Source organism: Haloferax denitrificans ATCC 35960, from assembly GCF_000337795.1.
Lineage (GTDB): Archaea > Halobacteriota > Halobacteria > Halobacteriales > Haloferacaceae > Haloferax > Haloferax denitrificans.
This window is the reverse complement of sequence record NZ_AOLP01000009.1, coordinates 429,808-454,179: the sequence shown is the minus strand read 5'-3', so window position 1 is coordinate 454,179 and position 24,372 is coordinate 429,808. Positions and strand designations below refer to the sequence as shown.

The 24,372-nt window shown below is 69.2% G+C and carries 25 protein-coding genes; 13 read left to right on the top strand and 12 right to left on the bottom strand.

Annotated features, from left to right (window positions below; translation table 11 throughout):
• The first annotated feature begins 8 nt into the window (after window positions 1-8).
• Entirely contained in the window at window positions 9-311 is a 303-nt protein-coding gene (gene hisE / locus C438_RS09380; protein WP_004969119.1) for a phosphoribosyl-ATP diphosphatase, read from the top strand.
• A gap of 196 nt (window positions 312-507) precedes the next feature.
• Window positions 508-1,761 (top strand): MFS transporter, encoded by a 1,254-nt coding sequence (locus tag C438_RS09375; protein WP_004969118.1) that lies wholly within the window; start codon window positions 508-510, stop codon window positions 1,759-1,761.
• A gap of 30 nt (window positions 1,762-1,791) precedes the next feature.
• Here C438_RS09375 and npdG read toward each other — a convergent pair whose 3' ends face one another.
• The 4 genes from npdG to C438_RS09355 form a co-directional block, all read right to left on the bottom strand.
• A complete protein-coding gene (npdG, locus tag C438_RS09370; RefSeq protein ID WP_004969117.1) occupies window positions 1,792-2,460 on the bottom strand; it encodes an NADPH-dependent F420 reductase in 669 nt (222 codons plus the stop codon).
• Window positions 2,461-2,535: 75 nt separating this feature from the next.
• On the bottom strand, window positions 2,536-2,751 hold the full coding sequence (locus C438_RS09365) for a DUF7534 family protein (protein WP_004969116.1): 216 nt from the start codon (window positions 2,749-2,751) through the stop codon (window positions 2,536-2,538).
• Window positions 2,752-2,800: 49 nt separating this feature from the next.
• Window positions 2,801-3,655: a TIGR01548 family HAD-type hydrolase gene (locus tag C438_RS09360; RefSeq protein WP_004969115.1), complete on the bottom strand. Its 855-nt coding sequence runs from the start codon at window positions 3,653-3,655 to the stop codon at window positions 2,801-2,803.
• A 31-nt stretch (window positions 3,656-3,686) separates the two neighbouring features.
• Window positions 3,687-4,139: a UPF0146 family protein gene (locus tag C438_RS09355; protein ID WP_004969114.1), complete on the bottom strand. Its 453-nt coding sequence runs from the start codon at window positions 4,137-4,139 to the stop codon at window positions 3,687-3,689.
• A 39-nt stretch (window positions 4,140-4,178) separates the two neighbouring features.
• Here C438_RS09355 and C438_RS09350 point away from each other — a divergent pair, with 39 nt between their 5' ends.
• From C438_RS09350 to rtcA, 3 genes are all read left to right on the top strand, one after another.
• Window positions 4,179-4,700, top strand: coding sequence for an archaemetzincin family Zn-dependent metalloprotease (locus C438_RS09350; RefSeq protein WP_004969113.1), 522 nt, complete (start codon window positions 4,179-4,181; stop codon window positions 4,698-4,700).
• Window positions 4,701-4,781: 81 nt separating this feature from the next.
• Entirely contained in the window at window positions 4,782-5,231 is a 450-nt protein-coding gene (locus tag C438_RS09345) for a universal stress protein (protein WP_004969112.1), read from the top strand.
• A complete protein-coding gene (gene rtcA / locus C438_RS09340) occupies window positions 5,232-6,338 on the top strand; it encodes an RNA 3'-terminal phosphate cyclase (protein ID WP_004969111.1) in 1,107 nt (368 codons plus the stop codon).
• Between the two features lie 24 nt (window positions 6,339-6,362).
• Here the strand turns inward: rtcA and C438_RS09335 are convergent, their stop codons facing one another.
• The 4 genes from C438_RS09335 to C438_RS09320 all read right to left on the bottom strand — a co-directional run bounded on the left by C438_RS09335 (window position 6,363) and on the right by C438_RS09320 (window position 10,048).
• A complete protein-coding gene (locus tag C438_RS09335) occupies window positions 6,363-6,845 on the bottom strand; it encodes a YbhB/YbcL family Raf kinase inhibitor-like protein (protein WP_004969110.1) in 483 nt (160 codons plus the stop codon).
• Window positions 6,846-6,899: 54 nt separating this feature from the next.
• Window positions 6,900-7,781, bottom strand: a complete 882-nt coding sequence (locus tag C438_RS09330) for a VOC family protein (RefSeq protein ID WP_004969109.1) — start codon at window positions 7,779-7,781, stop codon at window positions 6,900-6,902.
• A gap of 135 nt (window positions 7,782-7,916) precedes the next feature.
• Window positions 7,917-9,731, bottom strand: coding sequence for a ribosome biogenesis/translation initiation ATPase RLI (locus C438_RS09325; RefSeq protein ID WP_004969108.1), 1,815 nt, complete (start codon window positions 9,729-9,731; stop codon window positions 7,917-7,919).
• 2 nt (window positions 9,732-9,733) lie between these two features.
• The gene (locus C438_RS09320; RefSeq protein ID WP_004969107.1) at window positions 9,734-10,048 is read right to left on the bottom strand and encodes an EMC6-like membrane protein; all 315 of its coding nucleotides are present in this window, start codon (window positions 10,046-10,048) and stop codon (window positions 9,734-9,736) included.
• A 124-nt stretch (window positions 10,049-10,172) separates the two neighbouring features.
• Here C438_RS09320 and C438_RS09315 point away from each other — a divergent pair, with 124 nt between their 5' ends.
• Window positions 10,173-10,466 carry a MarR family transcriptional regulator gene (locus C438_RS09315; protein ID WP_049917911.1) on the top strand — a complete coding sequence of 98 codons (294 nt, stop codon included), beginning with the start codon at window positions 10,173-10,175 and terminating at the stop codon, window positions 10,464-10,466.
• A 114-nt stretch (window positions 10,467-10,580) separates the two neighbouring features.
• On the opposite strand, the gene C438_RS09310 is transcribed toward C438_RS09315, so the two are convergent.
• Complete coding sequence (locus C438_RS09310; protein WP_004969105.1) at window positions 10,581-12,461, bottom strand: PINc/VapC family ATPase; 1,881 nt, start codon at window positions 12,459-12,461, stop codon at window positions 10,581-10,583.
• A gap of 124 nt (window positions 12,462-12,585) precedes the next feature.
• Window positions 12,586-14,217, bottom strand: coding sequence for a methyl-accepting chemotaxis protein (locus C438_RS09305; protein WP_004969104.1), 1,632 nt, complete (start codon window positions 14,215-14,217; stop codon window positions 12,586-12,588).
• A gap of 156 nt (window positions 14,218-14,373) precedes the next feature.
• On the opposite strand from C438_RS09305, the gene C438_RS09300 reads away from it, so the two are divergent.
• The 5 genes from C438_RS09300 to C438_RS09285 all read left to right on the top strand — a co-directional run bounded on the left by C438_RS09300 (window position 14,374) and on the right by C438_RS09285 (window position 20,743).
• Window positions 14,374-15,468 carry a M20 family metallopeptidase gene (locus C438_RS09300; protein ID WP_004969103.1) on the top strand — a complete coding sequence of 365 codons (1,095 nt, stop codon included), beginning with the start codon at window positions 14,374-14,376 and terminating at the stop codon, window positions 15,466-15,468.
• A gap of 353 nt (window positions 15,469-15,821) precedes the next feature.
• Complete coding sequence (locus C438_RS09295) at window positions 15,822-17,336, top strand: carboxypeptidase M32 (protein WP_004969102.1); 1,515 nt, start codon at window positions 15,822-15,824, stop codon at window positions 17,334-17,336.
• 91 nt (window positions 17,337-17,427) lie between these two features.
• Window positions 17,428-17,604, top strand: a complete 177-nt coding sequence (locus tag C438_RS20175) for an HVO_0416 family zinc finger protein (protein WP_004044508.1) — start codon at window positions 17,428-17,430, stop codon at window positions 17,602-17,604.
• Window positions 17,605-17,761: 157 nt separating this feature from the next.
• Window positions 17,762-19,612, top strand: coding sequence for a UvrD-helicase domain-containing protein (locus tag C438_RS09290; protein ID WP_004969101.1), 1,851 nt, complete (start codon window positions 17,762-17,764; stop codon window positions 19,610-19,612).
• A gap of 6 nt (window positions 19,613-19,618) precedes the next feature.
• On the top strand, window positions 19,619-20,743 hold the full coding sequence (locus C438_RS09285; RefSeq protein WP_004969100.1) for a M24 family metallopeptidase: 1,125 nt from the start codon (window positions 19,619-19,621) through the stop codon (window positions 20,741-20,743).
• Between the two features lie 33 nt (window positions 20,744-20,776).
• Here the strand turns inward: C438_RS09285 and C438_RS09280 are convergent, their stop codons facing one another.
• Window positions 20,777-21,019 carry a DUF7533 family protein gene (locus C438_RS09280; protein ID WP_004969099.1) on the bottom strand — a complete coding sequence of 81 codons (243 nt, stop codon included), beginning with the start codon at window positions 21,017-21,019 and terminating at the stop codon, window positions 20,777-20,779.
• A gap of 148 nt (window positions 21,020-21,167) precedes the next feature.
• Here C438_RS09280 and C438_RS09275 point away from each other — a divergent pair, with 148 nt between their 5' ends.
• On the top strand, window positions 21,168-22,994 hold the full coding sequence (locus C438_RS09275; protein WP_004969098.1) for an SLC13 family permease: 1,827 nt from the start codon (window positions 21,168-21,170) through the stop codon (window positions 22,992-22,994).
• A gap of 1 nt (window position 22,995) precedes the next feature.
• On the opposite strand, the gene C438_RS09270 is transcribed toward C438_RS09275, so the two are convergent.
• The gene (locus C438_RS09270; RefSeq protein ID WP_004969097.1) at window positions 22,996-23,730 is read right to left on the bottom strand and encodes a DUF502 domain-containing protein; all 735 of its coding nucleotides are present in this window, start codon (window positions 23,728-23,730) and stop codon (window positions 22,996-22,998) included.
• 163 nt (window positions 23,731-23,893) lie between these two features.
• Here C438_RS09270 and C438_RS09265 point away from each other — a divergent pair, with 163 nt between their 5' ends.
• Window positions 23,894-24,271, top strand: coding sequence for a hypothetical protein (locus C438_RS09265; RefSeq protein ID WP_239640670.1), 378 nt, complete (start codon window positions 23,894-23,896; stop codon window positions 24,269-24,271).
• Window positions 24,272-24,372: the final 101 nt, after the last annotated feature.

Genomic DNA, 24,372 nt, shown 5'->3' with positions numbered 1-24,372 from the left:
GTGCGACCATGGACGCCGACACCCCGACCGACGAGGTCTTAGACGAGCTCTTTGCGACCATCGAGTCGCGCAAGGCGGACCTCCCGGAAGACTCCTACACGACGACGCTTTTCACCCACGAGAAAGGCGAGAACTACGTCCTCGAAAAGCTCGGCGAGGAGACGACAGAGACCATCCTCGCGGCCAAGGACGACGACCGCGAGGAACTGCTCTACGAGAGCGCCGACCTCGTCTACCACCTGCTCGTCCTCCTGTCGATGAAAGACGCCTCGCTCGACGACCTGCGCGAGGAGCTGAAAACGCGGTTCTGAGGCGTCCGCAGTTCCCGGACGAGACGGCCCGATTGCAAAACACCAAGAGCGTGCGTTTACGATAGCGCACTCTCTCGATGCACGCCCCCCGAACCCGCGTCCGTCAGTCCGTTTTCTCGCAACACCCCGCATCCGCCGGTCCGCTTCCACGAACCGCCCCGAACCGCGCCGCGCTCCCCTCCCGAGGGTCGGCCGCGTGAGCCGGCTGTTCGGCGGCGACGAGCCGTCGGTCGAGTTCGTCGCCGGGAGCCTCATCGCGGGCGTCTTCTTCGGCGGCGTCGGCGCGGGCGTCGCCTTCCCGACCCTGCCGACGCTCGGCCCCATCATCGGCATCACGCCGTTCGTGGTCGGCCTCATCCTCTCGGCGAACCGGTTCACCCGACTGGTCGTGAACACGCCCGCCGGGCAGATACTCGACCGGATGGGGACGCGCCGGCCGATGATAGCCGGGTTCGTCGTGCAGGGGCTGTCGCCGTTCGGCTACGTCCTCGGGCTGGACCCGGGTCCGATTCCGCTCGACAGCGCGACCGTCTTCCTCCTGTCGCGGGCCTGCTGGGGCGTCGGCTCGGCGTTCGTCTTCGTCGGCGCGTTCAGCACCATCACCCACGTCACCTCGGACGAAAACCGCGGGAAGTGGGTCGGTTACATGCGCGGCGGCCAGAGCCTCGGCTTCCCCGCGGGCCTCGTCGTCGGCGGCCTCGTCACCGACGCGTTCGGCTACGCCACCGCGTTCGCCGTCGCGGGGTGCGCGGGCCTGTTCGCCGCCCTCGTCGCCATCTCCGTCCTCCCGGACGTGAAGACCGACGTGACCGCGGCGAGTTCGCTCCGCGACGTGCCGCGGCTGGTCAGCGCCGACATCCGCATCTTCACCGTCGGCACCGTCAACTTCGCCGTCCGCTTTCTGTTTTCCGGCGTCCTCCTCTCGACGGCCGTGCTGTACGCGACGGCGAACGACATCTCGCTCGGCGGCCTCTCGGGTGCCGGCGTCAGCGGGGTCGTGATGGCCGTCGGCGTCGTCGCGTCGAGCGTCACGACGCTCGCCGTCGGGCGGTACTCCGACCGCCTGTCGAACCGCGCGGCGCTGACGCTCCCCGCTCTGGGCGTCCTCGCGGCCGGGTTCGCGCTGTTGGCGCTCGTGCCGACGCTCGTCTCGACGCTCGCGGGCGTGGCGCTCATCGGCGTCGGCGTCGGCGGGTCGAACCCGCCGCTTTTGGCCTATCTCGGCGACCTCAGCCCGGCCGACGACGTGGGCAAACTCGGCGGGGTCTACAACGTCTTCGGCGACTCGGGGTCGACGCTCGGCCCGCTCGTGGCCGTCCCGATGGCCGAGGTGGTCGGCTTCCGCGTCGAGTACCTCGCCTGCGTCGCGCTCGTCGCCGTCGTCGGACTGCTCGTCGCGCGGACCCTCTACGGGGAGGCCGCGACGGTGCCGCGGTCGGAACTGTCGTGAAAACGGGATTCGGACGCGGATCGGACGGCGCTACTTGAACTGGATACCGAGGTCGTGCAGGCCGTCGTTGTTCCGCGCGACGTTGATGAGAAGCGGGGTGATGCCCTCGATTTCGGGGGCGTTGGCGAGGCCGCCGCCGTCGAGCGCGCGGAGGCCGTCGATGCCCTCGGCGAGCAGGCGCACCGTCTCCTTGGCGTCCTCGTCGTCGGCGACGAGGAGCGTGTCGATGCCGAGGTCGGCGTCGAGGTCGGCCAGTCGGCCGGCCGCGAGGTTGTGGAACGCGCCGACGACCGGCACGTCGTCGGGGGCCGCGTCGGCGACGAGCGCCGTCACGCTCCCCGCCTTCGGCGGGTGGTAGTGAAAGCCGTCGTCGTCGCGCTTCATGCCCGCCGCGGGCGTGACGAGCACGTCGCCCTCGGACAGCGAGTCGGAGACGGCCGCGACGGTGTCGGAGACGTGGTACGGCGGCACGGCGAGGACGACCACGGAGGCGCGGTCGGCGGCCATCTCGTTCGCGAAGCCGTTTACCTTCACGTCGCGGCCGCGACTGGAGAGTTCGGTCTCGTACTCGTCGGCCTTCTCGCGGGCCTTGTCGGGGTCGCGCGACCCGACGATGACCTCGTGGTCGGTGTGGTAGGCCCAGCGGAGGGCGAGGCCCTCGCCGATGTCGCCGGTCCCACCGAGGAGTGCGATTCGCATACCCACACCTGCGGACCGAACCGACCTAAAGGGTTGTGCGACCGGTCGGTTCTGCCTGTGTTCGCGGGCGGGGGGTCACCGACCGTCGCCGTCGGACTCGACGAGCGCCTGCACCCGCTCGAAGCCGTCGCGGTAGACGAGCCACCACGCGACCACCGGGGCGAAAAGGAGGGGCGGCCCGACGAGGAACAACTGCGTGACGGGGTCCGGCGGGAGGAGGTACGTCCCGACGACGACAACGACCGCGTCGAGCGCGAGTAGCGTGACGACGAAGGCGCGGAGGTGTCCCATCAGCGGCCCTCCGGCGTCGAAACGGGAGTCGGAGTCAGCGTCCGAGCCATCAGTCGAGCAGGTCCGGGACCTCGTTTACGTCCTCGACGACGGCGGCCGCGCCGATTTCGGAGAACTTCTGTCGGCCGTCGTCGCCGGTCAGGCCGCCCGAGAGGACGCCGACGCCGTAGTAGACGCGCTCGGGGTCGGCGGCGTCGGCGTTCAGCGCCGTCTTCACGTCGTCGAGGGTGTCGCCGACGAAGACGACCGAGTCGGCCCCGAGGCGCTCCGCGACCGTCACGAGCGCGGCCGGGTGGGGTTTTCCCTCCTCCCAGTCGTCCATCGTGAACCGGTGGTCGTCGGCCACGTCGATGCCGACGCGGTCGAGCGCGATGTCGGCCTCGGCGCTGGGGCGACCGGTGACGACGCCGAGTTCGCGGTCGCCGAGGGCGTCGAGCGTCTCCGGGCGGAGGAGCACGGGTTCGTCGTGGATGTAGCCGGCGGCCTCGAACGGCGGGTCGCCGCCTTCGAGGTCGCGGTACAGGTCGCCTCCGAGGTAGAGCGTCTGAAACGTCTCGCGGAGCGACTCGGGCTCCCACTCGTCGAAGACGGCGCTCGGGTCGGAACACAGGGCTTCGACGGTCGCCTCGGCGGCGTCGAGACCGCCGCCGCGGGCCTCGATTTCGTCGGTGAACTCGGCGACAGACAGGTCGGTCTCGCGGGCGGCGAGGACGTACAGCGCCGCCGCGTACGTCAGTTCCCAGTCGTTGTTGAAGCCGCCGGCGTCCTTGAACAGTTGGACCTCGTCGCGGGAGATGGTCGTGCCGTAATGTCGGTCCACGGATTCGACGATGGCGCGCCGGTAGGAGTCGGCGACGTCGACGAGCACTCCGTCGATATCGAGGACGACAGCGTCCGCGTGCATACCGGAACCGCGCGACGAGCGGGCAAGTGCCTTACCCTTGGGACCGACCGGGGGAGTCCCGCCGGGTGCGCTGGTCCCGCCGCCCGCGCTCGGCGGCGTACAGGGTATCGCCCGGAAGCGACTCGCGGGCGACCGGAATCGACGGCTCGTCGTAGCCGAGCGTGGTGAACAGGAAGTCGGCGTCGGCGCGGCGGGCGACCTCCGCGGCGGGTCGGTGGAGTTCGACCGGGACGTTCAGCGCGTAGACGACGTCGGCGTCGGCGTAGGGGCCGAGGTCGGAGGCGTCGGCGCGGGCGAACACGTCGTCGCGGACGAACGAGACGCCCTCGGGGACGGGAAAGTCGTGAACGTCGACGGCGACCACGTCGACCCCGCGGTCGGCGAGGGCGGCCGCCACCGACGGCTCCCGGCCGACCCCGATTTCGACCGCGCGGTCGTACCCCGACAACCGTGCGACGAGCGCGTCGCGAAGCGATTTTTTCACGTCGGGATATTTATGAAGCGTCCCCGCTTAATCCCTCGCATGCTCGTCGATATCGTGCCTATCGGGGATATTTCTGCGGCCGTCAAGCGGGAGGCATCCGCCGGACTCCGCTCCGTCTACGACTGCGACGTGACCGTGCACTCGAATCAGGCGATACCCGAGGGCGCGTTCGACCGGAGCCGAAACCAGTACCGGGCCGAGCAGTTCATCGAGCTGGCGAGCCGCATCGGTCGCGGCGAGAAGAACATCGGCATCACCGAAAAGGACCTCTACTACCGCCGCCGAAACTACGTCTTCGGCCTCGCGTACCTCAACGGCAACGGCTCCGTCATCTCCACGTACCGCCTCCAGACCTCCACCGACGGGGGCATCACGAACAAGCCCGCCGACGAGGTGCTGTCCGACCGCGTGCGAAAGGAGGTCGTCCACGAAATCGGCCACACCCTCGGCCTCGAACACTGCGACAACAACAAGTGCGTCATGTCCTTCTCGCCGACGGTCCGCGAGGTCGACGTGAAAGAAGAGAACCTCTGTGGCACCTGCAGTCGGCTCGTCCACTAGTCGCGGAATCCCGTTCCGTCTCGTTTCGTCTCGCCCCGTCTCGTCTCACCCTTTTTCTCGTCTCGGCACCTGTATACGGGTATGAACTTCGTCGTTGCAGTAGACGGGTCTGCGGCCGCCGACAGGGCGCTCGACCACGCGCTTTCGATGCTCGAACCGCTGGGGGCGACGGTCACGGTCGTCCACGCGGTCGAACCCCAAGTCCTCGTCGAGGGCGGCGAGGAACCCGTCGCGGGCGTGGCCAGAACCGGCGACCGCATCGTCGCCGAGAGCCTCGAAGACGCGGAGGCGCGCGCCGAGCGCGTCCTGCAGGCGGCCGCCGAACGCGCCGCCGACGCGGGCGTCGAAGCGACCGCGGAACTCCTCTACGGCGACCCCGTCGAGGCGATTCCGGCCTACGCCGAGGAGGCGGACGCCGACGGCATCTTCGTCGGCCACCGCGGCCTCTCGAAGCGCTACGAGGGGCTGGTCGGGAGCGTCGCCAAGGAACTCGTCGAGCGGGCGTCCTGTCCCGTCACCGTCGTCCGCTGAATGCGCCGACTCGACGGCCGCGACGGCGGCGGCCAACCCCTGCGAACCGCCCTCGCGCTCTCGCTCGTCACCGGCGAGCCGTTCGAGATGACGAACGTCAGGGGGAACCGCTCGACGCCCGGACTGAAGGCCCAGCACGTCGCCTGCGTCTCGGTCGCGGCGGCCGTCTCGAACGCCGACGTCGAGGGCGGCGAGGTCGGCGCTTCGACACTCCGATTTTCGCCCGGAGACGTTCGAACCGACCCAGTGGAGGCGGCCGTCGGCACCGCCGGGAGCGCGACGCTCGTCTGCGAGACGGTGCTCCCGGCCGCCGTCGCCGTCGACGCCCCCCTTCGGCTCACCGTCACCGGCGGCACCGACGTCCGGTGGTCGCCGCCGGCGGACTACCTCCGGTACGTGAAGCGCCCGCTGTGTTCGATGTTCGGCGTCGAGTTCGGCGTCTCCGTGCCTCGCCGCGGCTTCTACCCGGCCGGCGGCGGCACGCTTTCGCTCCGTGTCAACCCCGCAGAGCCGACGCCGCTGGCGCTGGACCGCCGAAGTGAGCCCGACGAACTCCGGGTCTACTCGGTCGAAAGCGACTCGCTCGCGGACGCCGCGGTGGCCGACCGGCAGGTGGAGGGCGTCCGCGACGCGCTCGCCGAGGCGGGCGTCGACCTCCCGGTTCGCGCCGCGGTCTCGTCGGTCGAAAGCGACTCGCCCGGCTCGGTCGTGGTCGTCGTCGCGCGGGGCGGAGACGGGGACGAGCGCGGCGGCGACGGCTCCGAATCGGTCGTCGCCGGCTTCGACGCCTACGGCGAGCGCGGCACCCCCGCCGAGGCGGTCGGGTCGCGGGCGGCGGCGGCGTTTCTCGACTGGCTCCGCGGCGACGCGCCCGTGGACCGCCACATGGCCGACCAACTGCTCGTCTGGGTCGCGCTCGCCGGGGGTCGCCTGCGGATTCCCGCCGTCACGGACCACGTGCGGACGAACCTCGACGTGATTCGGTCTTTCGGCTACGACGTGACGCTTCGGGCGGCCGGAGACGGCGATGGCGGCGCGGGGACGGGGGCCGGGCCGGGCGCTGATTCCGGCACGGGCGCGATCGTCGAGTCCGACGGCGGTCGGTGACAGAGAGACTCGTTTTCGCCCGGTTCAGGGCGCGTAAGTCCCGGTCAACTGCGTCTCGGCGATGACGTGTCCCGCGATGGCGCGCTTCAGGTCGGCCTTCGTCGCGCCCGCGTCGAGGTCGAGGGGCGCGTCGAGCGCGTACAGCAGGAACCGGTAGGCGTGCTCGCCGTCCGGCGGGTTCGGACCGCCGTAGCCACGCTCGCCGTAGCTGTTGGTTCCCTCGACCGCGCCCGGCGGCGTCTCGCCCGCCTCGATGGCGTCGGTCTCGGGAGCGATGTTCCAGACGAGCCAGTGGTCCCACACCTCGCCCGCGGGCTTCACCGCGTCGGGGTCGTCCATCACGAGGGCGAGCGAGACGGTTCCGGGTGGCACGCCGCCGATTCGGAGCGGCGGACTCTCGTTTTCGGTCGCGTAGCCGTGGGTGCGGGGTATCGGGCTTCCGTCGTCGAACGCCGGGCTCCGGAGGGTGAGCCCGCGACGGCGCTCGCTCGAATCGCTCGATATCATACCGTCCCGTTGGGCGACCAGCGACAAAACGATTCGTTCGGGAAAACCGACGCGTCAGCGGCTGTGGACGACCTGAACGGCGATTCCGTCGGGGTCGGAGACGACGAACGAATCGTCCCCCTCCTCGTCGACCTCGTGGCCGTTGGCGGCCAGCGACTCGCGGACCGCGTCGAGCGTCGCGGCGTCGGGGACGACGACTTCGAACCACTCGATGCCGCGGCCCTCGCTGACCGGAGCGCTCCGGGTGTTCCAACTGTTCAGGCCGACGTGGTGGTGGTACTCCCCGGCGGCGACGAACGCCGCGCCGGGGTAGCCCTCGTCGCGGACGCGCATGCCGAGCGCGTCGACGTAGAAGTCCCGCGACCGAGGGACGTCGGTGACTTCGAGGTGGACGTGGCCGAGGTCGGTGCCGTCGGGCGCGCCCTCGTCGCCGGCGGCGTCGCCGGCGAGCGCACCGAGGTCCAGCGGGAGCGTGTCCATCGACACCCGGCGGTCGTCGGTCCACGGCCACTCCTCGCGGGGGCGGTCGCGGTAGACCTCGACGCCGTTGCCCTCCGGGTCGCGGAAGTACAGCGCCTCGCTGACGAGGTGGTCCGACGCGCCGGAGAGGGTCGCACCGGCGTCGCTCGCGCGGGTTCGGGCCCGAGAGAGCACGTCGCCGAGCGCGCCGCGGTCGGGCACGCGGACCGCGAGGTGGAACAGCCCGGCCTCTCGGCGACCGCGCTCGGGGGCGTCGGGGTCCTCGTCGAGGACGACGACGGGGGTCTCGCCCGCCGAGAGGACCGCCCGTGACCCGTCGCGGGCGCGCTCGACCGCGAGGCCGACCACGTCGCGGTAGAACGGGACGACCCGGTCGAGCGAGCCGACGCGGAGCGCGACCCGGCCGAGGTGGGTGTCGTCCGTGAGCGAGCCGTTGAATGGGGAATCGTTCGTCATACCCACGTCTTCGAGCGTGGCCGTGAAAACGTCCGTAGTAACATCGGAGTCACTCGCGGCGCGGCGTGTTACCGGGTCGCCGTCGGCGGTGAAAAGAAACGGGGCGGACGGAAACGCGACCGGGCGACCGGGTCGCTACTCGGCGTAGTAGTACTCGCCGGCGCGCTTCTGCTCGCGGTCGAGTTGCGAGTCGGGCTTGTTGATGCGCGGGCGCTGGGTGCGCTCGTCGCGGCGGAACGTGATGTCGAGGTCCGACAGGAAGTCGTTCATGCCGTCGCGCATCTCCTGCGGCTTCGAGGCGTGGCCCTCGATGGACGGCTCGCCGTCGAACACCATCAGGCGGTCCGCGAGCAGGTCCATCATGTAGATGTCGTGGTCGATGACCATGACCGTCGCGTCGTGGTTCTCGGCGTAGCGGCGGATGGCCGAGGTGGCCTGCACGCGCTGTTCGACGTCGAGGTGGGCCGACGGCTCGTCGAGCAGGTAGAGGTCGGCGTCCTGCGAGAGACACGCCGCGATGGCGACGCGCTGGCGCTCGCCGCCGGAGAGGTCGGTGAGGTTGCGCTCCATGATGCGGTTGAGCTGGAGCGGGTTCGCGATTTCGGTGTTCCAGTACGACGAGCCGAACTGGTCGGTGATAGACGAGAGGAACGCGTCGACCCGCATCGGCTGGTCGATTTCGATGTACTGCGGCTTGTACGAGATGTCGAGCGCGAAGTCGAGGTCGCCCATATCGGGCGTCAGGTCGCCCGTAAAGAGCTGGGCGAGCGTGGACTTCCCGATACCGTTGGGGCCGACGATGCCGAGCACTTCGCCGTTGTAGATGGTGCCGGACTCCACGTCGAGCGAGAACTCGCCGTCGCCGTAGGACTTGGCGAGGTCGGGGTACTCGACGAGGGGTTCGGCCTTCGTCGTCTCCCGCGGGGCGTGTTCCTCGAAGGTGATGGCCTCCGGGCGGATGCGCATGTTCTCGTTCGAGAGGTAGCCCTTCAGGTACTCGTTGATGCCGTTTCTGACCGACTTGGGGTCGGTGATGACACCGTACGCCCCCGGCTCACCGTAGGCGACGTGGAGCGTGTCGGCGAGCAGGTCGAGGATGGCGAGGTCGTGTTCGACCACGAGCACCGCGCGGTCTTCGTCCTCCGCGAGCTCGCGGATGAGCCGCGCGGCGGTGACGCGCTGGCCGATGTCGAGGTACGGCGAAATCTCGTCGAGGAAGTAGAAGTCGCGGTCGCGGGCGAGCGTCGCCGCGAGGGCGACCCGCTGAAGCTCGCCGCCGGAGAGCGTCTCGATGTCGTTGTCGACGACGGGCCCGATGTCGAGGCGGTCGATGTAGGAGTCGAGCGCGCCGCGCTCGTCGGTCGCTTCGAGGAGGTCGCGGGCCGTCCCGTCGAACTGCTTGGGAATCTGGTCGACGTACTGCGGCTTGCGCGCGATGGAGACCTCGCCGTCGCGGACCCGCTCGACGTAGTTCTGGAGCTCGGTGCCGCGGAAGCGGTCGAGGACGGCCTCCCACGTCGGGTCGTCGTCGTAGTTGCCGAGGTTGGGGACCATCTCGCCCGCGAGGGCGCGGACGGCGGTCGTCTTCCCGATACCGTTCGGGCCGAGAATCCCCGTCACCGACCCGGACTCGGGGACCGGAAGCCCGTACAGCGAGAAGGCGTTCTCGCCGTAGCGGTGGGTCGGCTCCTCGTCGAGTTCCGAGGGGAGGTTGATGATTTCGATTGCGTCGAAGGGGCACTTCTCGACGCAGATGCCGCAGGTCTCGCCGAGGCAGATTTCCTCGGAGATGCGCACCTGGTCGGGACCGCCCTGCTCGGCGTCCTCGCCGCGGAGCGTGATGCACTCTTTGCCCGTCCGGTTCGGCGGACAGAAGTTCGAGCACTCGTAGCTACAGCGGTCGGGAGAACACCGGTCTAAGTCGACGACGGCGATACTATCGTCGGCCATCGTTAGAGCTGAACACCCGAAGTCAGCAGGATGGCGAACGTGATGAACCAGAGCGCGAAGGTCATGAACACCACGTAGAGGTAGTCCTTCGCGCCGAACCCGGTGACGTCGACGCCGACGACGCGGAGCACGGGGAACTGGATGAGGACGAGCGCCCCGAGGATACCCACGGCCAACTGATTGGTCGCGGCCTCGGGACTCGTCCCCACCACAGCACCCGAGACCACCGCGGCGGCGATGCCGGCGAGGCAGGCGAGTGTCGTGACCGTCACTCCGCGAATGTGACTGGAGAGTCCGGTCTGCGTTTCCGTGGCCATGTGTTCCCGTGCGATATCCGGCGTCAAAAGGCGTTCGTTCCTCCCGCCGCCCCGCGGGTAAAGCGTTGTCGGCCGGTCGCAGGCCAACAAGGTTTATGCTGGTAGCGCGTTTCGATTCGTAACGATGGCTGGAACAGAAGAGGAGAGTCTCGACGACCTCCCACCGAGTGCGAAGCTTGTTTTCAAAGTGCTCGAATACAACGGTCCGCTCACCCAGAAAGGCATCGTCGAAGAGTCGATGCTCTCGGCGCGAACCGTTCGCTACGCGCTCGAACGACTGGAGGGAATCGGTATCGTCGACGAGGACGTCTACTTCGCCGACGCCCGACAGAACCTCTATCAGTTGACCGATCTCGCGCCGCAGAAGGCGCAGGCCAAAGCCGACGGCGGCAAGGAAAAGGCCTGTTGCGCCGAGTAGTGAGAACCGCCGCGGAACCACCGCACGCTTCGCAGTCGGTGTCGTAAGAGACCAGTTGCGACGTGTCGACCCGGTCGAGCCCCGACCGACGAAAACGACGATTCGGCCGTTCTGTTAGGCCGGAACGACCGTAATCTGCTGTTTTCTATCGATTGCGTTCTCCAGTTCCTCGGCGATGGCGCTCCCGCGGGAGACCTGAATGTCGCCGCCGCGGCCGACCGTCGCCGTGAACAGGTACTCGCCGTCGGCGCGGACCTCGACCGTCTCGCCGACGTGGCCGTCCATCCGGACGACGACGTGCCGCGAGGTGACCTCGGGCGTCACGACGACGCCCTCGTCGGCCCCGCCCGCGGAGCCGGACGCGCCGGACTGCCCGCCGGCGTTCGCGCCCGCGTGCTGTCCCGACGACGAGGGTTTCTCGTCGTGGGTCCGCACGTCGATGTCGATGCCGAGGCGGTCTTCGACGTCCGAGATGCGGCCGCCGCCCTTCCCGATGACGTAGGAGATGTCGTCGTCTTCGACGTAGACGACCGCGCGGTTCTGGCCCTGCAGGTCGACGTCGACGTGCCCGCGGGCGATGGAGCGAATCTCGCGTTCGATCTCCTGTTTCGCAAGTCGGGAGACGCCGCTTTCCTTCTCCTCGCCGTCCTCGCCGAGCGGGACGGTGACGACCTGCCGGTTGAACGTGTAAATCTCGTACTTCGGCGTGCCGGTCTCGAAGTCCCGAATCTGGATGACCGGGCGGGCGAGGTCCTCCGCGAAGAGGCCCTCGGGCACCTTCACCTCGGTGCGCACGTCGTACACCGTGTGGACCTCGCCGTCCTCGATGTAGACGACGGTGTCGACGACCTGCGGAATCATGCCGAGTTCGACCCGGCCGACGAGGCGCTGGAGCGCGTCGATGGCGCGGGTGGCGTGGACGACGCCGACCATGCCGACGCCCGCCAGTCGCATGTCCGAGAACACCGAGAAGTCCTCGGTCTTTCTGACCTCGTCGTAGATGGTGTAGTCCGGGCGCACGAGGAGCAGGGAGTCGGCCGTCTTCGCCATGTCGCCGCCGAGGGCGGTGTACTGGGTGATGTCGGGGCCGACCTGCAGGTCCCGCGGCTTCTCCATCGTCTTGACCGCGTAGTCGCTGTCGTTGAGGAACTCGGCGACCGCCTGCGCGAACGTGGACTTCCCGGCACCGGGCGACCCGGCGATGAGGACGCCCCGCTGGCGCTCGGCGAGTCGGTCGCGGAGTTCGTCGGCGAACTCGTAGTCGTCGAGTTCGGTCTTGACGATGGGCCGGACGGCGGTGATTTCGATGCCGTCGGCGAACGGCGGGCGGGCGACCGCGATGCGGTAGTCGCGGAACTGGACGATGTCCATGCCCGGCTCGGAGAGTTCGACGAAGCCGTCGGTGGCGGCGCGGGCGGAGTTGATGATGTCGTCGGCCCACTCCTTCATCGTCGCCTCGTCGGTCGGCTCGTCGGCGATGGGCTGGTAGTGCATCTCGCCGACCGCGCCGCGTTTGGCCTTCGGGCGGGTGTCGGTCTTGAGGTGGACCGACATCGTCTGGTCGTCGAAGAAACGCTCGATGATGAGCCCGCCGGAGCCGCGGACCGCGGCCTCGACGTACTCGACCGAGACGCCCTTCGCTCTCGCCACTTCGGCCTGCACCACGTCGCTCGTCAGGAGCGTCGCCGACCGCTCGGTGGCGATGTCGCGGATGAGCGCGTCGATGTCGCCCTCGCCGGCACCTTTCGTCTCGCCCGAACTCGGGCGACGGCCGACGTACTTGAGGTCGATGACGCCGTCGTCGGCGAACTCGGCGAGGCGCTGGAGTTCGGAGAGGCCCTCCCAGCCCGTGTCACGGCCGTCGTTGGCCTGCGATTCGAGTTCGCTGACGACCGCCTCGGGGACGAGCACGTCGGCACCCTCGTAGGTGCCGTCGTCGATTCGCTCGGACACGCGACCGTCGATGACCGCGCTCGTGTCCGGCACTATTTTCATGCGCGTGAGTTTGGGCGGGTGACGGATAAGGTTGTAGATAAAAGCGGTGACACCGCCGGCGGGGCGTCGGGCGGTACCACGTCACGCGTCCCGCGTCCCGCGTCCCGCGTTCCGCGCCCTCGACTCAGTCGTCGCCCGGCGCGACGGTTCGCTCCCCGTCGACGACCTCGAACGACCCGACGAGGCCGTCGAGGTCGGCCGCCTGCGACGACAGCACCTCGGTCTGGTCCGCGAGGTCGCCGATGGACTCGGACTGCTCTTGTGCCGTCTCGACGACGGTCCGCGACTGGCCTGCGGTCTCCTCGGAGATGTTCGCCACGTCGTCGACGCGGGCGGCGATGTCCGCCGCCGACTCGGCCTGCTGGTCGGTCGCGGCGCTCACCTCGGCCACGCTGGCGTCGATGTCCGTCACCATGTCCACGATGGTCTCGAACTCGCCGATGGCCTCGGTGACCGTCTCCAGACTGTCGGCGACCTGCCGGTTCATCTCCCGCACGTCGGCGAGCGTCTCCTCGGAGTGGTCGGTGATGTCGGCGATGAGGCCCGACACCTCGTCGGCGGAGTCGCGGGTCTCCTCGGCGAGCGACTTGACCTCCTGTGCGACGACGCCGAAGCCGTCGCCGGCCTCGCCCGCGTGGGCGGCCTCGATGGCCGCGTTGATGGCGAGCAGGTCGGTCTGCGAGCCGACGTGGTCGATGAACGCCGCGATTTCGTCTATCTCCTCGATGCTCTCGGTGAGTTCGGCGACGGCGTCGGCGGTGCGGTCGATGCGGGCCTCCACCGTGTCTAACTCCTCCATCGCCTCGGTCGCCGCGTCGCGGCCGACCTCGCCGCGCTCGGAGGCCGTCTCGGCCGTGGTGGCGACCTCGTCGGCGGAGGCGGCTATCTCCTCGACGGTCGCGGAGAGCGTGTTGAGTTCGTCGGAGACGGTCTGGAGGTGGTCGGTCTGCGCCCCCGCGCCGTCGGAGATTTCGGTGACCGAGGCGGCGACTTCCTCGCTGGCGGCGTCGGCCCGGCGGACGTGCTCGCGGGCGGTCGAACTCATCCGCGACACCTCCTGTGCGAACGACTGCACCTCGCCGATGGTCGACGAGAGGGTGCGGACGAGGTCGTTGTAGGTCGCCGCGACCTCCTCGTACCGCTCGTCGTCGACGCCCCAGTCGTCGGTGTCGATGGTGGCGGTGAGGTCGCCCGCCTGCGCCCGCGAGGTCGCCTCGGCGAACGCCTCCACGAGGTGCTGGAGGTTGCGCGTGTAGTCGGCGAGGTCGCGTTGCATCCGGTCGAGCGCCGCGCCGAACTCGCCCGGCAGGTCCTCGTCGAGCGCCGGGTCGTCGAACCGCTGGTCGGCGAGTGCGCCCGCCTGCGAGGCGACGACGCGGAGGTGGTCGTGCATCGCGCTGAAGTCGTCGGCGAGGCGGGCCACCTCGTCGCTCCCGCTCACGTCCGGGGGGCGGGTCGACAGGTCGCCCGCCGCGACGCCCGCGGCCGCCGACGAGATGGACTCGATTGGCGAGACGATGTCTTTTCGCGTGATGATAATCGTGTTGACGAACGCGAGGCCGGCACCGAACAGGAGGACCGCCGAGAGTTCGAGCCGGAACGCGCCGGTCGCGACCAACGGGAGCGCGGCCTGCGCGAGCGACACCGCGAACTGGATGGCGACGGCGGCGACGACCTTTCTCTCGACCGAATCCGAGATGCCGAGCGCGTCCATGCTTCCCCAGAGCAACCGTTCGTACGTCGAGACGAGTCGCATACTCCGAGGTGCGTGGAGCGCACAATAAGCCGGGGCGCGCATTCTCGAATACTGATAACGAGGTCGGGAGAAGGACGAATCGACCGCGGTCGCGCCGGCCCCCTGCGGGACTGCCGGACGCCACACGCTTTTGGGGTGACCCGCCGACGGGCCGGCATGGACGAACTCCGCGACCTCACGGAGACGCTCGTGTCGGTGCCGAGCCACGAGGACGAGACCGCCGTCGGCGACCGCATCGAGTCGTGGCTCCGCGAGGAGACCGACGCCGACGTGACCAGAGACGGCGCGGGGAACGTCGTCGCCCGCGTCAATCCCGGCGTCGGCGCGTCGCTCGCGCTCGTCGGCCACCACGACGTGGTCCCGCCGGCCGACCGGCAGACGACCGACGACGGCGACTACGTGGTCGAGACCCGCGACGGCCGCCTCTACGGCCGCGGGGCGGCGGACATGAAAGGGGCCGTCGCCGCGTCGATGCTCGCCTTCCGCGACGCGGCCGCAGACGCCGACTCGGAGGTCGTCTTCGCCTCGTTCGTCGGCGAGGAAATCGGCGGCGAAGGCGTCCGCGCGGCGCTCGACGACGGCTTCGAACTCGACTACGCCGTCGTCGCCGAGGGGTCGACGAACTACACCGGCCCGGACCGGACCGACGTGGCCGTCGCCCACCGGGGCCGCCGGGCGAGCACCCTCGTCGCCTCGGGGACCGCCTGCCACGCCAGCGAGCCCGAGCGCGGCGAGAACGCCGTCTACCGCGCGACCGACGCGGTGGACGTGGTCCGCGGCCTCTCGGTGCCGGACGCCGAGGTCCTCGGACACCCCGTCTCGGGGAGCGTCGCCGTCACCGAAATCGACGGCGGGAGCGCGTGGAACGTCATCCCCGACCGCTGTGAAGTGACCATCGACGAGCGGACCGTCCCCGGCGGCTTCGCCGACCTCGCGCTGACGGCGGAACTCGAGGGCGTCGAGTGGGTGGTCGAACAGGACCTCCCGCCGATGGCGTGCGACGACGCCGAGTTCGCCGAGCGCGTCCTCGACGCCGCCCGGTCGGTCCACGAGGCCCGCGGGGACGCGGACCCAGAGCAGGCGACGAAACCCCACGCGACCGACGCGGGGTGGTTGGCGCAGGCGGGCACGACCTGCGTCGTCTACGGCCCCTCGGAACCCGGCGAGGCCCACACGAGAGACGAGAGCGTGTCGCTCGACGTGCTGGCGCGGTGTTACGAGACGTACCGCGCGCTCGTGGAAGACTGGTGAGAGCGGCCAACCGCCGCCGCGACGACGACTGAACGCCCCGCCCGCGACGAGACCTGAACACTCCATCCGCGACGACTCCCGACAAACCACCGGGCGGGACTGAAAGGGGCCGTGAGCGAGGGCGAACCCCGGCGGCGTGAGCACCGCAGGCTGGAGGCCGAGGAGCGCGCGTCGCCGCGGGAGCCGTCGCTCGCGGGGGCTTTCGCGGTGTTGGTCACGGCTGTTGTGTCGGTGAGTCCGGTTGGCACGTTGTCGGTGCCAGTAGAGCAACCAGTTGCGGGCGAATCTCGAAACACCCACACCGATACCCGGCTCCTGCGATTTAATACGCCTCCGAGACCACCGTACGTACCATGGCACAGTCCTCCGCGGAATCCGACTCGGAGTCGGCGTACGACCGACTCCTCCAGAAGTACAAGCGAATCGCCAACGTCGAGAACGCCGGCGGCATCCTCTCGTGGGACCAGCAGGTCATGATGCCCGACGAGGGGACGCCCGCGCGCTCCCAGCAGATGTCCGCGCTCTCCGCGTTGAGCCACGAACTCCTGACCGACGACGAGTTCGGCGACCTGCTCGACGCGGCCGAGGCCGACGACCCGACCGACGAGCAGGCCGACGTGCTCCGCGAACTCCGCCGCGACTACGAGCGGGCGGCCCGCGTGCCGAACGACCTCGTCGAGCGGATTTCGGCGGCGTCCTCGGAGGCTATCCCGGCGTGGAAGCAGGCGAAGGCCGAAGACGACTTCGAGAAATTCGCGCCGCATCTGGAGACACACGTCGAACTGAAGCGACAGTACGCCGAGCACATCGACCCCGACCGCGACCCCTACGAGGTGCTGTTCGAGGACTACGAGCCGTGTCTCCCGCTCGAACAGGCCGAGGAGATTCTCGCCGAGGTGCGCGAGGTGCTCGTCTCGATGATAGCGGACATCCGTGAGTCCGACACAGACCTCGCGGTGGACGCCTTCGAGGGTGAGTTCCCCGAGGACGAACAGGAGGAACTCGTCCGCGACGCGCTCACGACGCTCGGCTACCCGTGGGAGCGCGGCCGCCTCGACACCGCGCCGCACCCGTTTTCGTCGGGGACGCAGTTCGACGCCCGCGTGACGACCCGCTACGACGACTCCGACGTGCTCGGGTCGCTGTTCTCGACCGTCCACGAGTTCGGCCACGCGCTGTACACCCTCGGCCTGCCCGACGAGCACTACGCGACGCCGCTCGGCGAGAACCGCAACCTCTCGGTCCACGAGTCGCAGTCGCGGCTCTGGGAGAACCACGTCGGGCGCTCGCGGGCCTTCTGGCGGCACTTCCTGCCCACGCTCGAAGAGCGGTTCCCCGAGGTCGACGCGACGGTCGAGGAGGCCTACGAGGCGGCTAATCAGGTGTACGACGACAACCTCATCCGCGTCGAGGCGGACGAGCTGACCTACCACCTGCACATCGTCATCCGGTTCGAACTCGAACGCGACCTCATCGCCGGCGACCTCGCCGTCGAGGACGTGCCGGAGGCGTGGAACGACAAGTACGAGGAGTATCTCGGCATCCGGCCGGACACCGACTCCGAGGGCTGTCTGCAGGACATCCACTGGGCGTACGGGAACTTCGGCTACTTCCCGACCTACTCGCTCGGCTCCATCATGGCCGCCCAGCTGTTTTCGGCCGCCGAGGCGGACATCGACGACCTCGACGGGAAGCTGGCCGACGGCGAGTTCGGCGACCTCCGCGAGTGGCTCCGCGAGAACGTCCACCGCCACGGCCGCCGCTACGAGACCAACGACCTCGTGAAGCGAGCCACCGGTGAAGACTTCGCCGCCGACGCGTTCCTCGACTACGTCGAGTCGAAATACGGGGCGCTGTACGACCTGTAGGCGAGACTGACAGTCCGTCGCAGTCCCCCGATTTTCGACGGCTCGGAGTCGTCGCAGGAACTAAATAGGGGTATGTCATATCATACCACGTATGGCCTCAGCACCCAGTGACGACTTGTTCGACCAGTTCTTGACCGACCGCGGTCACGAGACAGAACCGGCACGCTGGGACCGATCCTATAACAAACTGCAGTGCCCCGACTGCGGGGCCCTGCACGACATGGGCGCGGCGACCTGCTCCGTCTGCGGGTGGGTGCCGGAGGCCTGACGCGTCCGAACTGACCAAGCCACGAAGCACCTGTTCTCGACGGTTTTCACCCGCTCGGTGAGCCGTCCGCGAACGCCCGGCGAGTACGCAACTCCGGGCGCGTTCGCCCTCGTCCGAAGCACGTCGCTTATCACCGATAAGACCGTGAACGTGCACAATGAGCGAATCCGACGTGACCGTCACCCGGCTGTTCGGCGGCCCGGGAAGCGGGAAGACCACGGCCTTGCTCGACAAGGTCGAGGAGATTCTCGAACAAGACGGCGTCACCATCCGCGACATTCTCGTTGTCTCTTACACCCGAGCCGCGGCGGCCGAGGTCCGCGACCGGCTCGCGGAGCGACTCGACATCAACCCCCGGTCGCTGAAGGGGAACGTCTCGACGATGCACGCGAAGGCGTACGAACTGCTGAGCCTCTCGCGGAACGACGTGGTCGGCGAGAGCGACAAACAGGAGTTCTGTGAGGACTACGGCATCGAGTTCGAAGACGAGTACGGCGGCGCGGGCCGCCGGACCGCCCGTTCGACCACCATCGGGAACAAGGTCATCGCGACGAGCCAGTGGCTCCAGCGCACCCGCCGCGACGTCTCCGACTGGTACGACGTGCCGTTCCAGTGGAACGTCGAGGAGGTCCGCCTCCCGCCGGAAGTCGACCCGAACGCCCAGGAGGGCAACAAGTACACGCCGACGTGGCCGTCCGACGACGACCGCATCGACATCCCCGAGGCCATCCGCGCGTGGCGCGCCTACAAGGGCGAAAACGGGCTCGTCGGATTCGCTGACATGCTCGAACGCGTCAAACAGCGCGCGCTCGTCCCCAACGTCGACTACCTCGTCATCGACGAGTTCCAGGACATCACGACCCTCCAGTACGACGTGTACGAGGAGTGGAAGCCCCACATGAAGGGCGTCCTCATCGCCGGCGACGACGACCAGGTCGTCTACGCGTGGCAGGGCGCGGACCCGAACCTCCTCCTCGACGCGGAACGCGACAACGACGAGATTCTGCCGAACTCCTATCGGCTCCCGTCGAACGTGCTCAACGTCGTCAACCGGGAGATTCGCCACATCGACAAGCGACAGGAGAAGGACCTCAAACCCCGCAAGGAAGGCGGCGCGGTCGAGGCCGTCGAGAGCCCGTCGATGCTCGAACTCGCCCGGAACGTCCGCTACACCGTCGAGAAAGACGAGGGCACCGTGATGGTGCTGTTCCGCGCGCGCTACCAGATGTTCCAGTTCATCGACGAGTTCCTCCCGTCGGGCATCCCCTTCTCGACGCTGACCGACCAGCGCATGTGGACCGACCGACTCACGCAGTACGTCCGCGCGGTCGAGGCGCTGGACGCCGAGGAACCCGTCGACGGCTTGCAGGCGCGCCGCCTCGCCGACATGCTCCAGGACTCCGCGTTCGGCACGAACGACCGCGACGACCTCTTCGACGCCATCGACGACAGACAGGAAGAGGCCGGCGTCGACGACATCACGAACATCGAGTTCACGCCGAAGGAAATCAAGAACTTCGCGCCCTTCGCCCCGGACAGTTCGTCCGCCAGCGACATGGTTCGTAAGGTGACGAGCTTCCAGCGCAAGTCCGTCAACGCGTACTTCGGCGGCGGCTACGAGGGGATGGACCCCAGTCGCGTCCGCGTCGGCACTATCCACTCCGCGAAGGGTCGCGAGGCCGACCACGTGTTCATGGCGACCGACCTGACCGAGAAGGTCGTCGAGCAGATGGCCGCCTCCGTCTCCGACGAGGAGCTCGAAGCCCGCGGCATCGAGGAGTTCACCGCGACGACGAGCCCCGTCCCGCTCATCACCGACAACGAGCGCCGCGTCTTCTACGTCGGGATGTCCCGCGCCCGCGAGCGCCTCATCGTCCTCGAAAACCTCGTCACCGGCGCGCCGACGCTCCCCATCAGCGTCCTGCTCCACAACGAGATTCGCGAGGCCCCCGCGCAGGAACTCGTCGACGACGCGCAGGAACCGCCCGCGCCCGAACCCGAGGCGTAACGTCCCGTGCGGAGCGGTCCGCGCGGCGGCGACGCCATCGACGCCGCCGTTTCCGAGCGAGACGCCGTCGGCTTCGTCGCCGTCTCCGGCGGCTCCGACCCCACGAGTCGCTACCTCACCGGCCGCGAGTTCGACTGCGACCTCGCCTTCGTCCGCGTCGACGGCGAGACGCATCTCCGGGTCCCCTCGACCGTCGAACCGCCATCCCTCCCGGTCGCCTCGGTCCGCGTCGACGACCGCCCGCCGGGGAAGGCCGCCGCGGCCGTCCTCGCGGAGCACGACGCGGCCCAAGGAACCGTCCTCGCGCCCCGGACGATTCCGCACGACGCCGCGCTCCACCTCGAATCGGCGGGCTACGACCTCGCGTCGACCCCGGCGGTGGAAGCCGCCCGCGCGGTGAAAGACGACGCCGAGCGAGACGCCATCGAGGCCGCCCAGCGCGCGGCGACCCGCGGCGTCGGGCGCGCCGCCGCGATACTGTCGGCGGCGACGGTCGAGGACGCCGACAACGATGAACAGTCCGCGCTCTACTGGGACGGCGCGCCGCTTTCGACCGAGCGGCTCCGGCGGCAGGTGAACACGACGCTCGCGGCCGAAGGCGTCGATGCCGCGGGCGCGACGACGATTCGCGCGGGAACCCGAGGCGACGGGGGCGAACCGGTCGAACTCCGGACGGGCGAGCCCATCGTCGTCTCGGTCGGCCCGCGCGGGCCGGCGGGCTACCGCGGCGCGCTGGCTCGCACCTTCGTCGTCGACCCCGACGGCGGGTGGGAGCGCCGGGCGCACGTCGCCTGCGACGCCGCCAGAAAGGTCAGTCTGGTCGAGGCCGACCCCGGCGACGACGCCGGCTTCCTCGGGAGCGAACTCCGCGCGGAGACCGCCGCGTTCGGCTTCTCGATGGCCGACGAGGTGACGAGAGACGTGGGCGGCGGCATCGGTCTCGCGGCCCGCGAGGACCCGCCGCTCGACGGCGACCGCGAACTCGTCGCCGGCAACGTCCTCCGGGTCCGCGCCGCGGTCACGCACCCGGACCACGGCCGGGTCGAACTGACCGACGTGCTGGTCGTCGGCGACGGCGGCCCCCGACTGCTCGGCGACGCGCCGACCGGTCTCGACCCGAGTCGCTGGTAGTCGGCTCGCGTCCCTCGCGTCCCTCGCGGGGAGTTATTCCTCGTCGTCCGGCTCTTTCGCGACGCCGCCGATGACTTTCTCGGCCGCGAGCGAGGGGATGTCCTGCGGCATGGTGAGGAACTTCGGGAGCGCGACCATGAGCACCGCGAGAAGGAGCATCGCGCCGCCGAAGACGGTCCGCCCGTCGGCGAGGAGCGTGAGGCCGAAGCCGCCGACGGGGATGGCGAAGATGAGGGTCGCCGCGAGACCGACCATCTCCAGGATTCCGAGTCGCATCGCCCGAGGCTACACCACGGGCGAGTAAAAGCGTCGCGACCGGCGGGCGGACGAGCGCGTCGTTCGGGCGGTGGGAGCGGGGCGACCCGTCGTCGCGGCCGACGGTCACGCGGGGTAGCATTAAGCCGCCTCCGAATCGACTGCCCGCATGGTCGCCGTCACCTCCGGGATGCTCGTCGTCTTCGCGCTCGTCGTCGTCACGATGGCGCTGTTCGTGACGGAGGCGGCCCCGCCGGACGTGACGGCCATCGGCGTCATCGTCGCGCTCGTCGTCCTCGAACCGTGGACGCGGGTGGACCTCCAGACGGGGCTGTCGGGGTTTTCGAGCGCCGCGACCATCACCGTCCTCTCGATGTACGCCCTCAGCGAGGGGGTGCGACAGACCGGCGCGATTCGCGTCCTCGGCGACGCGGTCGCCTCGTTTACGAACGGGAGCGAGTCCCGACTGCTCGCCGCGGTCGTCGGCCTCACCGGCCCCATCGCGGGCGTCGTCAACAACACGCCGGTCGTGGCGGTGTTCGTGCCGATGGTCTCGGACCTCGCCGACCAGGCGAACGTCTCGCCGTCGAAGCTCCTCATTCCCCTCTCGTACGCCTCGATGCTCGGCGGCACGCTCACGCTCGTCGGGACGGCGACGAACCTCGTCGCCAGCGAGGCCTACGCCGAGGCGACCGGGTTGCCGCCGTTTTCGATGTTCACGTTCACGCCCCTCGGTGCGGTGGTGTTCGTCGTCGGCGCGGGCTACCTCCTGACGGTCGCGCCGCGGCTCCTCCCCGAGCGAATCGAGCCCGGAAACCGAACCGGGAACTACGGCGTCGAGCCGTTTCTCGCCCGCGTGCTCGTCCCCGCGCGGTCGCCGCTCGTCGGCATCCCGGCGGGCGAGGTCTCCGACGACACCTACCGCGACCTCAACGTGGACATCCTCGACGTGCTCCGCGGCGGCGAGCACTTCATCGCGGCCGACTCCGACCGCGAGGTCGAGTCGCGGGACATCCTGACCATCCGGGGCGACCCGGCGACGATTCGGCGCTTCTGCGACCTCGCGGACCTGCGGTTCCTCCCGCGCGCGTCGGTCACCGACGCCGAACTCGACCGCCCCGAGCGCGTGGCGCTCGTCGAACTCGTCGTCCCCCGCGAGTCCGGCCTCGTCGGCGAGACCATCGGCGGCGCGCGACTCCGCGAGCGCTACGACGCGACGGTGCTCGCGGTCCGTCGGCGCGGCGGCGACCTCATCCGCGAGCACTTCAGAGACGTGGAACTCCAAGTCGGCGACTCACTGCTCCTCCAGACGACGAACGAGACGGCGCGATACCTCCGCGACAGCGGCGACTTCGTCGTGACCAGCGAGGTCGCAGACGAGTTCATCGAGGACAACGGCGGACTGTCACCGACGTCGTTCCGCGCGTTCGCCGTCATCGCGGCGGTCATCGGACTGGCCGCGCTCGGCGTCGTGCCCATCGCCATCGCCGCGCTCGGCGGCGTCGCCGCGATGGTCACGCTCGGCTGTCTCTCGGCGAGCGACGCCTACGGCGCGGTGAGCTGGAACGTCATCTTCCTGCTCGCGGGCGTCATCCCGCTGGGGCGGGCGCTCCAACTGACCGGCGGCGTCGCGCTCATCTCGGAGCTCGTCGGCGTCGCCGCGACCTACCTGCCCGTCGTCGTCGTGCTCGCCGCGTTCTACCTGCTCACGGGGCTGTTGGCGAACGTCATCACGCCGGTTGCGAGCGTCGTCCTCATGCTTCCGGTCGCCATCGACACCGCGTTCGGCCTCGGTGCCGACCCCTTCGGCTTCGCCCTCGCGGTCACCTTCGGCGGGAGCACGGCCTTTATGACGCCCATCGGCTACCAGACGAACCTGATGGTGTACGGGCCGGGCGGCTACCGCTTCGCCGACTACCTTCGCGTGGGCGCGCCGCTCCAACTGCTTCTCACGGCCGTCACGACGGGCGGTATCGTCCTCCTGTGGGGAGTCTAGGTCACTCGGCTCGGCTCTCGCCCGCGTTGCGACGCTGGTCCGACTCCGCCCGGACGCCGTCCTCGCCGTTCGAGGGGTCGTAGCCCGCCGGCCCGGAGGGGAGCGTCTCCGGGTCGTCGACGCTCAGGCCCGTGGTGACGAGAAGCCGGAGGCCGCGGCGGACCGGCATGTCGAGTTCGCGAATCTCGTCGGACGAGACCATGATGAGCGCCCCGGCGGTCGGGTTCGGGCTGTGCGGGACGAACACGGTAAACAGGTCGTCGTCGGAGACCTCGGAGACCGACGGCGGGGCCTCGTTTGTGACGAAGCCGATGGAGAACAGCCCCTCGCGCGGGTATTCGACCAACACCACGCGGTCGTAGCCGGCAGTCGGTTCGGTGAGCGACTCCGACACCTGCCGGACGCCGAAGTAGATGGTGCGGACGAGCGGCAGGAGCCGAACGCCGCGCTCGAAGCTCCCGAAGAGCCGCTGGCCGAGGCTCATCGACGCGAGATAGCCGAGAAGCGAGACGGCCACGGCGATGATGAGCGCCGACAGCACCTGCGAGATGAGGACGATGTCGCCGGAGTAGTTGAGCGCGTCGGCGAGGAAGGGCGTCACCTGACGGACGACCGGGCGGAGCGCGGCGGTGATGCGGTTGAACGCGAACTGGAGGACGAACACGGTCACGGCCAGCGGGGTGACGAGAATGAGACCGGTGACGAAACTGCTCCGCAGTCGAGCCAGAACGTCCATACCGACTCTCCGGACGACGACGGTAAAATTGTATGGTATCAATGACCACACCGAGACGAACGACACGGAAACCGTCGAAACGACGAAGCGCCGCGAGATGTCGGGTCGTGTTCGTGCGACTCGCTCCCATAGTTTCAATAGCGTGTCCTGACTCCGATTAGACATGAACACCGGGCCACCGGAGGACCCACACGGCGGGCGAACGCCGCTCGAAGCGCCGGTCATGGACAAGGTCGGCGGGTACGAGTACGTCGAAGAGCTCGAAGCGGACGCGATGACCGGTACCGCAGAGTTATCGTCGTACTCCGAGGCCGAGTTGGAGGCGCTCCGAAACGAACTCCTCGGGAGCCCCGCAGTCGACGCCGTGCGGCGCGAGTTGCGGAGCCGTCGCACCATCGACGACGAACCGTCGTCCGGGTCGACGCCTCGGTCCGGAGGTGGCGACGGTTCCGGACGGAAGCCGTCGAGCGAAGACGAGGAGTACATCGATGGCTACGAGGGAGGCGTCACCGACGACTACATCGACGGATACGAGGAGTAGGCCGCGTTCACGAATCACGAGGACATCACGGATGCCAGTCACGAAAGTCGCCTGTCCGAGCTGTGGAGAGATTGCGAACATCACGGTCAATTCGAAGAGCG

Bases quoted from the DNA above. Each gene is read 5' to 3' on its own strand.
- C438_RS09345 (WP_004969112.1), top strand. From the start codon at position 4,782: ATGAACTTCGTCGTTGCAGTAGACGGGTCTGCGGCCGCCGACAGGGCG.
- C438_RS09310 (WP_004969105.1), bottom strand. From the start codon at position 12,461: ATGAAAATAGTGCCGGACACGAGCGCGGTCATCGACGGTCGCGTGTCC.
- C438_RS09265 (WP_239640670.1), top strand. From the start codon at position 23,894: ATGAACACCGGGCCACCGGAGGACCCACACGGCGGGCGAACGCCGCTC.
- C438_RS09275 (WP_004969098.1), top strand. From the start codon at position 21,168: ATGGTCGCCGTCACCTCCGGGATGCTCGTCGTCTTCGCGCTCGTCGTC.
- C438_RS09315 (WP_049917911.1), top strand. From the start codon at position 10,173: ATGGCTGGAACAGAAGAGGAGAGTCTCGACGACCTCCCACCGAGTGCG.
- C438_RS09295 (WP_004969102.1), top strand. From the start codon at position 15,822: ATGGCACAGTCCTCCGCGGAATCCGACTCGGAGTCGGCGTACGACCGA.
- C438_RS09300 (WP_004969103.1), top strand. From the start codon at position 14,374: ATGGACGAACTCCGCGACCTCACGGAGACGCTCGTGTCGGTGCCGAGC.
- C438_RS09360 (WP_004969115.1), bottom strand. From the start codon at position 3,655: ATGCACGCGGACGCTGTCGTCCTCGATATCGACGGAGTGCTCGTCGAC.
- C438_RS09290 (WP_004969101.1), top strand. From the start codon at position 17,762: ATGAGCGAATCCGACGTGACCGTCACCCGGCTGTTCGGCGGCCCGGGA.
- hisE (WP_004969119.1), top strand. From the start codon at position 9: ATGGACGCCGACACCCCGACCGACGAGGTCTTAGACGAGCTCTTTGCG.
- C438_RS09280 (WP_004969099.1), bottom strand. From the start codon at position 21,019: ATGCGACTCGGAATCCTGGAGATGGTCGGTCTCGCGGCGACCCTCATC.
- C438_RS09335 (WP_004969110.1), bottom strand. From the start codon at position 6,845: ATGATATCGAGCGATTCGAGCGAGCGCCGTCGCGGGCTCACCCTCCGG.
- rtcA (WP_004969111.1), top strand. From the start codon at position 5,232: ATGCGCCGACTCGACGGCCGCGACGGCGGCGGCCAACCCCTGCGAACC.
- C438_RS09270 (WP_004969097.1), bottom strand. From the start codon at position 23,730: ATGGACGTTCTGGCTCGACTGCGGAGCAGTTTCGTCACCGGTCTCATT.
- C438_RS09325 (WP_004969108.1), bottom strand. From the start codon at position 9,731: ATGGCCGACGATAGTATCGCCGTCGTCGACTTAGACCGGTGTTCTCCC.
- C438_RS09320 (WP_004969107.1), bottom strand. From the start codon at position 10,048: ATGGCCACGGAAACGCAGACCGGACTCTCCAGTCACATTCGCGGAGTG.
- C438_RS09350 (WP_004969113.1), top strand. From the start codon at position 4,179: ATGCTCGTCGATATCGTGCCTATCGGGGATATTTCTGCGGCCGTCAAG.
- C438_RS09365 (WP_004969116.1), bottom strand. From the start codon at position 2,751: ATGGGACACCTCCGCGCCTTCGTCGTCACGCTACTCGCGCTCGACGCG.
- C438_RS09305 (WP_004969104.1), bottom strand. From the start codon at position 14,217: ATGCGACTCGTCTCGACGTACGAACGGTTGCTCTGGGGAAGCATGGAC.
- C438_RS09330 (WP_004969109.1), bottom strand. From the start codon at position 7,781: ATGACGAACGATTCCCCATTCAACGGCTCGCTCACGGACGACACCCAC.
- npdG (WP_004969117.1), bottom strand. From the start codon at position 2,460: ATGCGAATCGCACTCCTCGGTGGGACCGGCGACATCGGCGAGGGCCTC.
- C438_RS20175 (WP_004044508.1), top strand. From the start codon at position 17,428: ATGGCCTCAGCACCCAGTGACGACTTGTTCGACCAGTTCTTGACCGAC.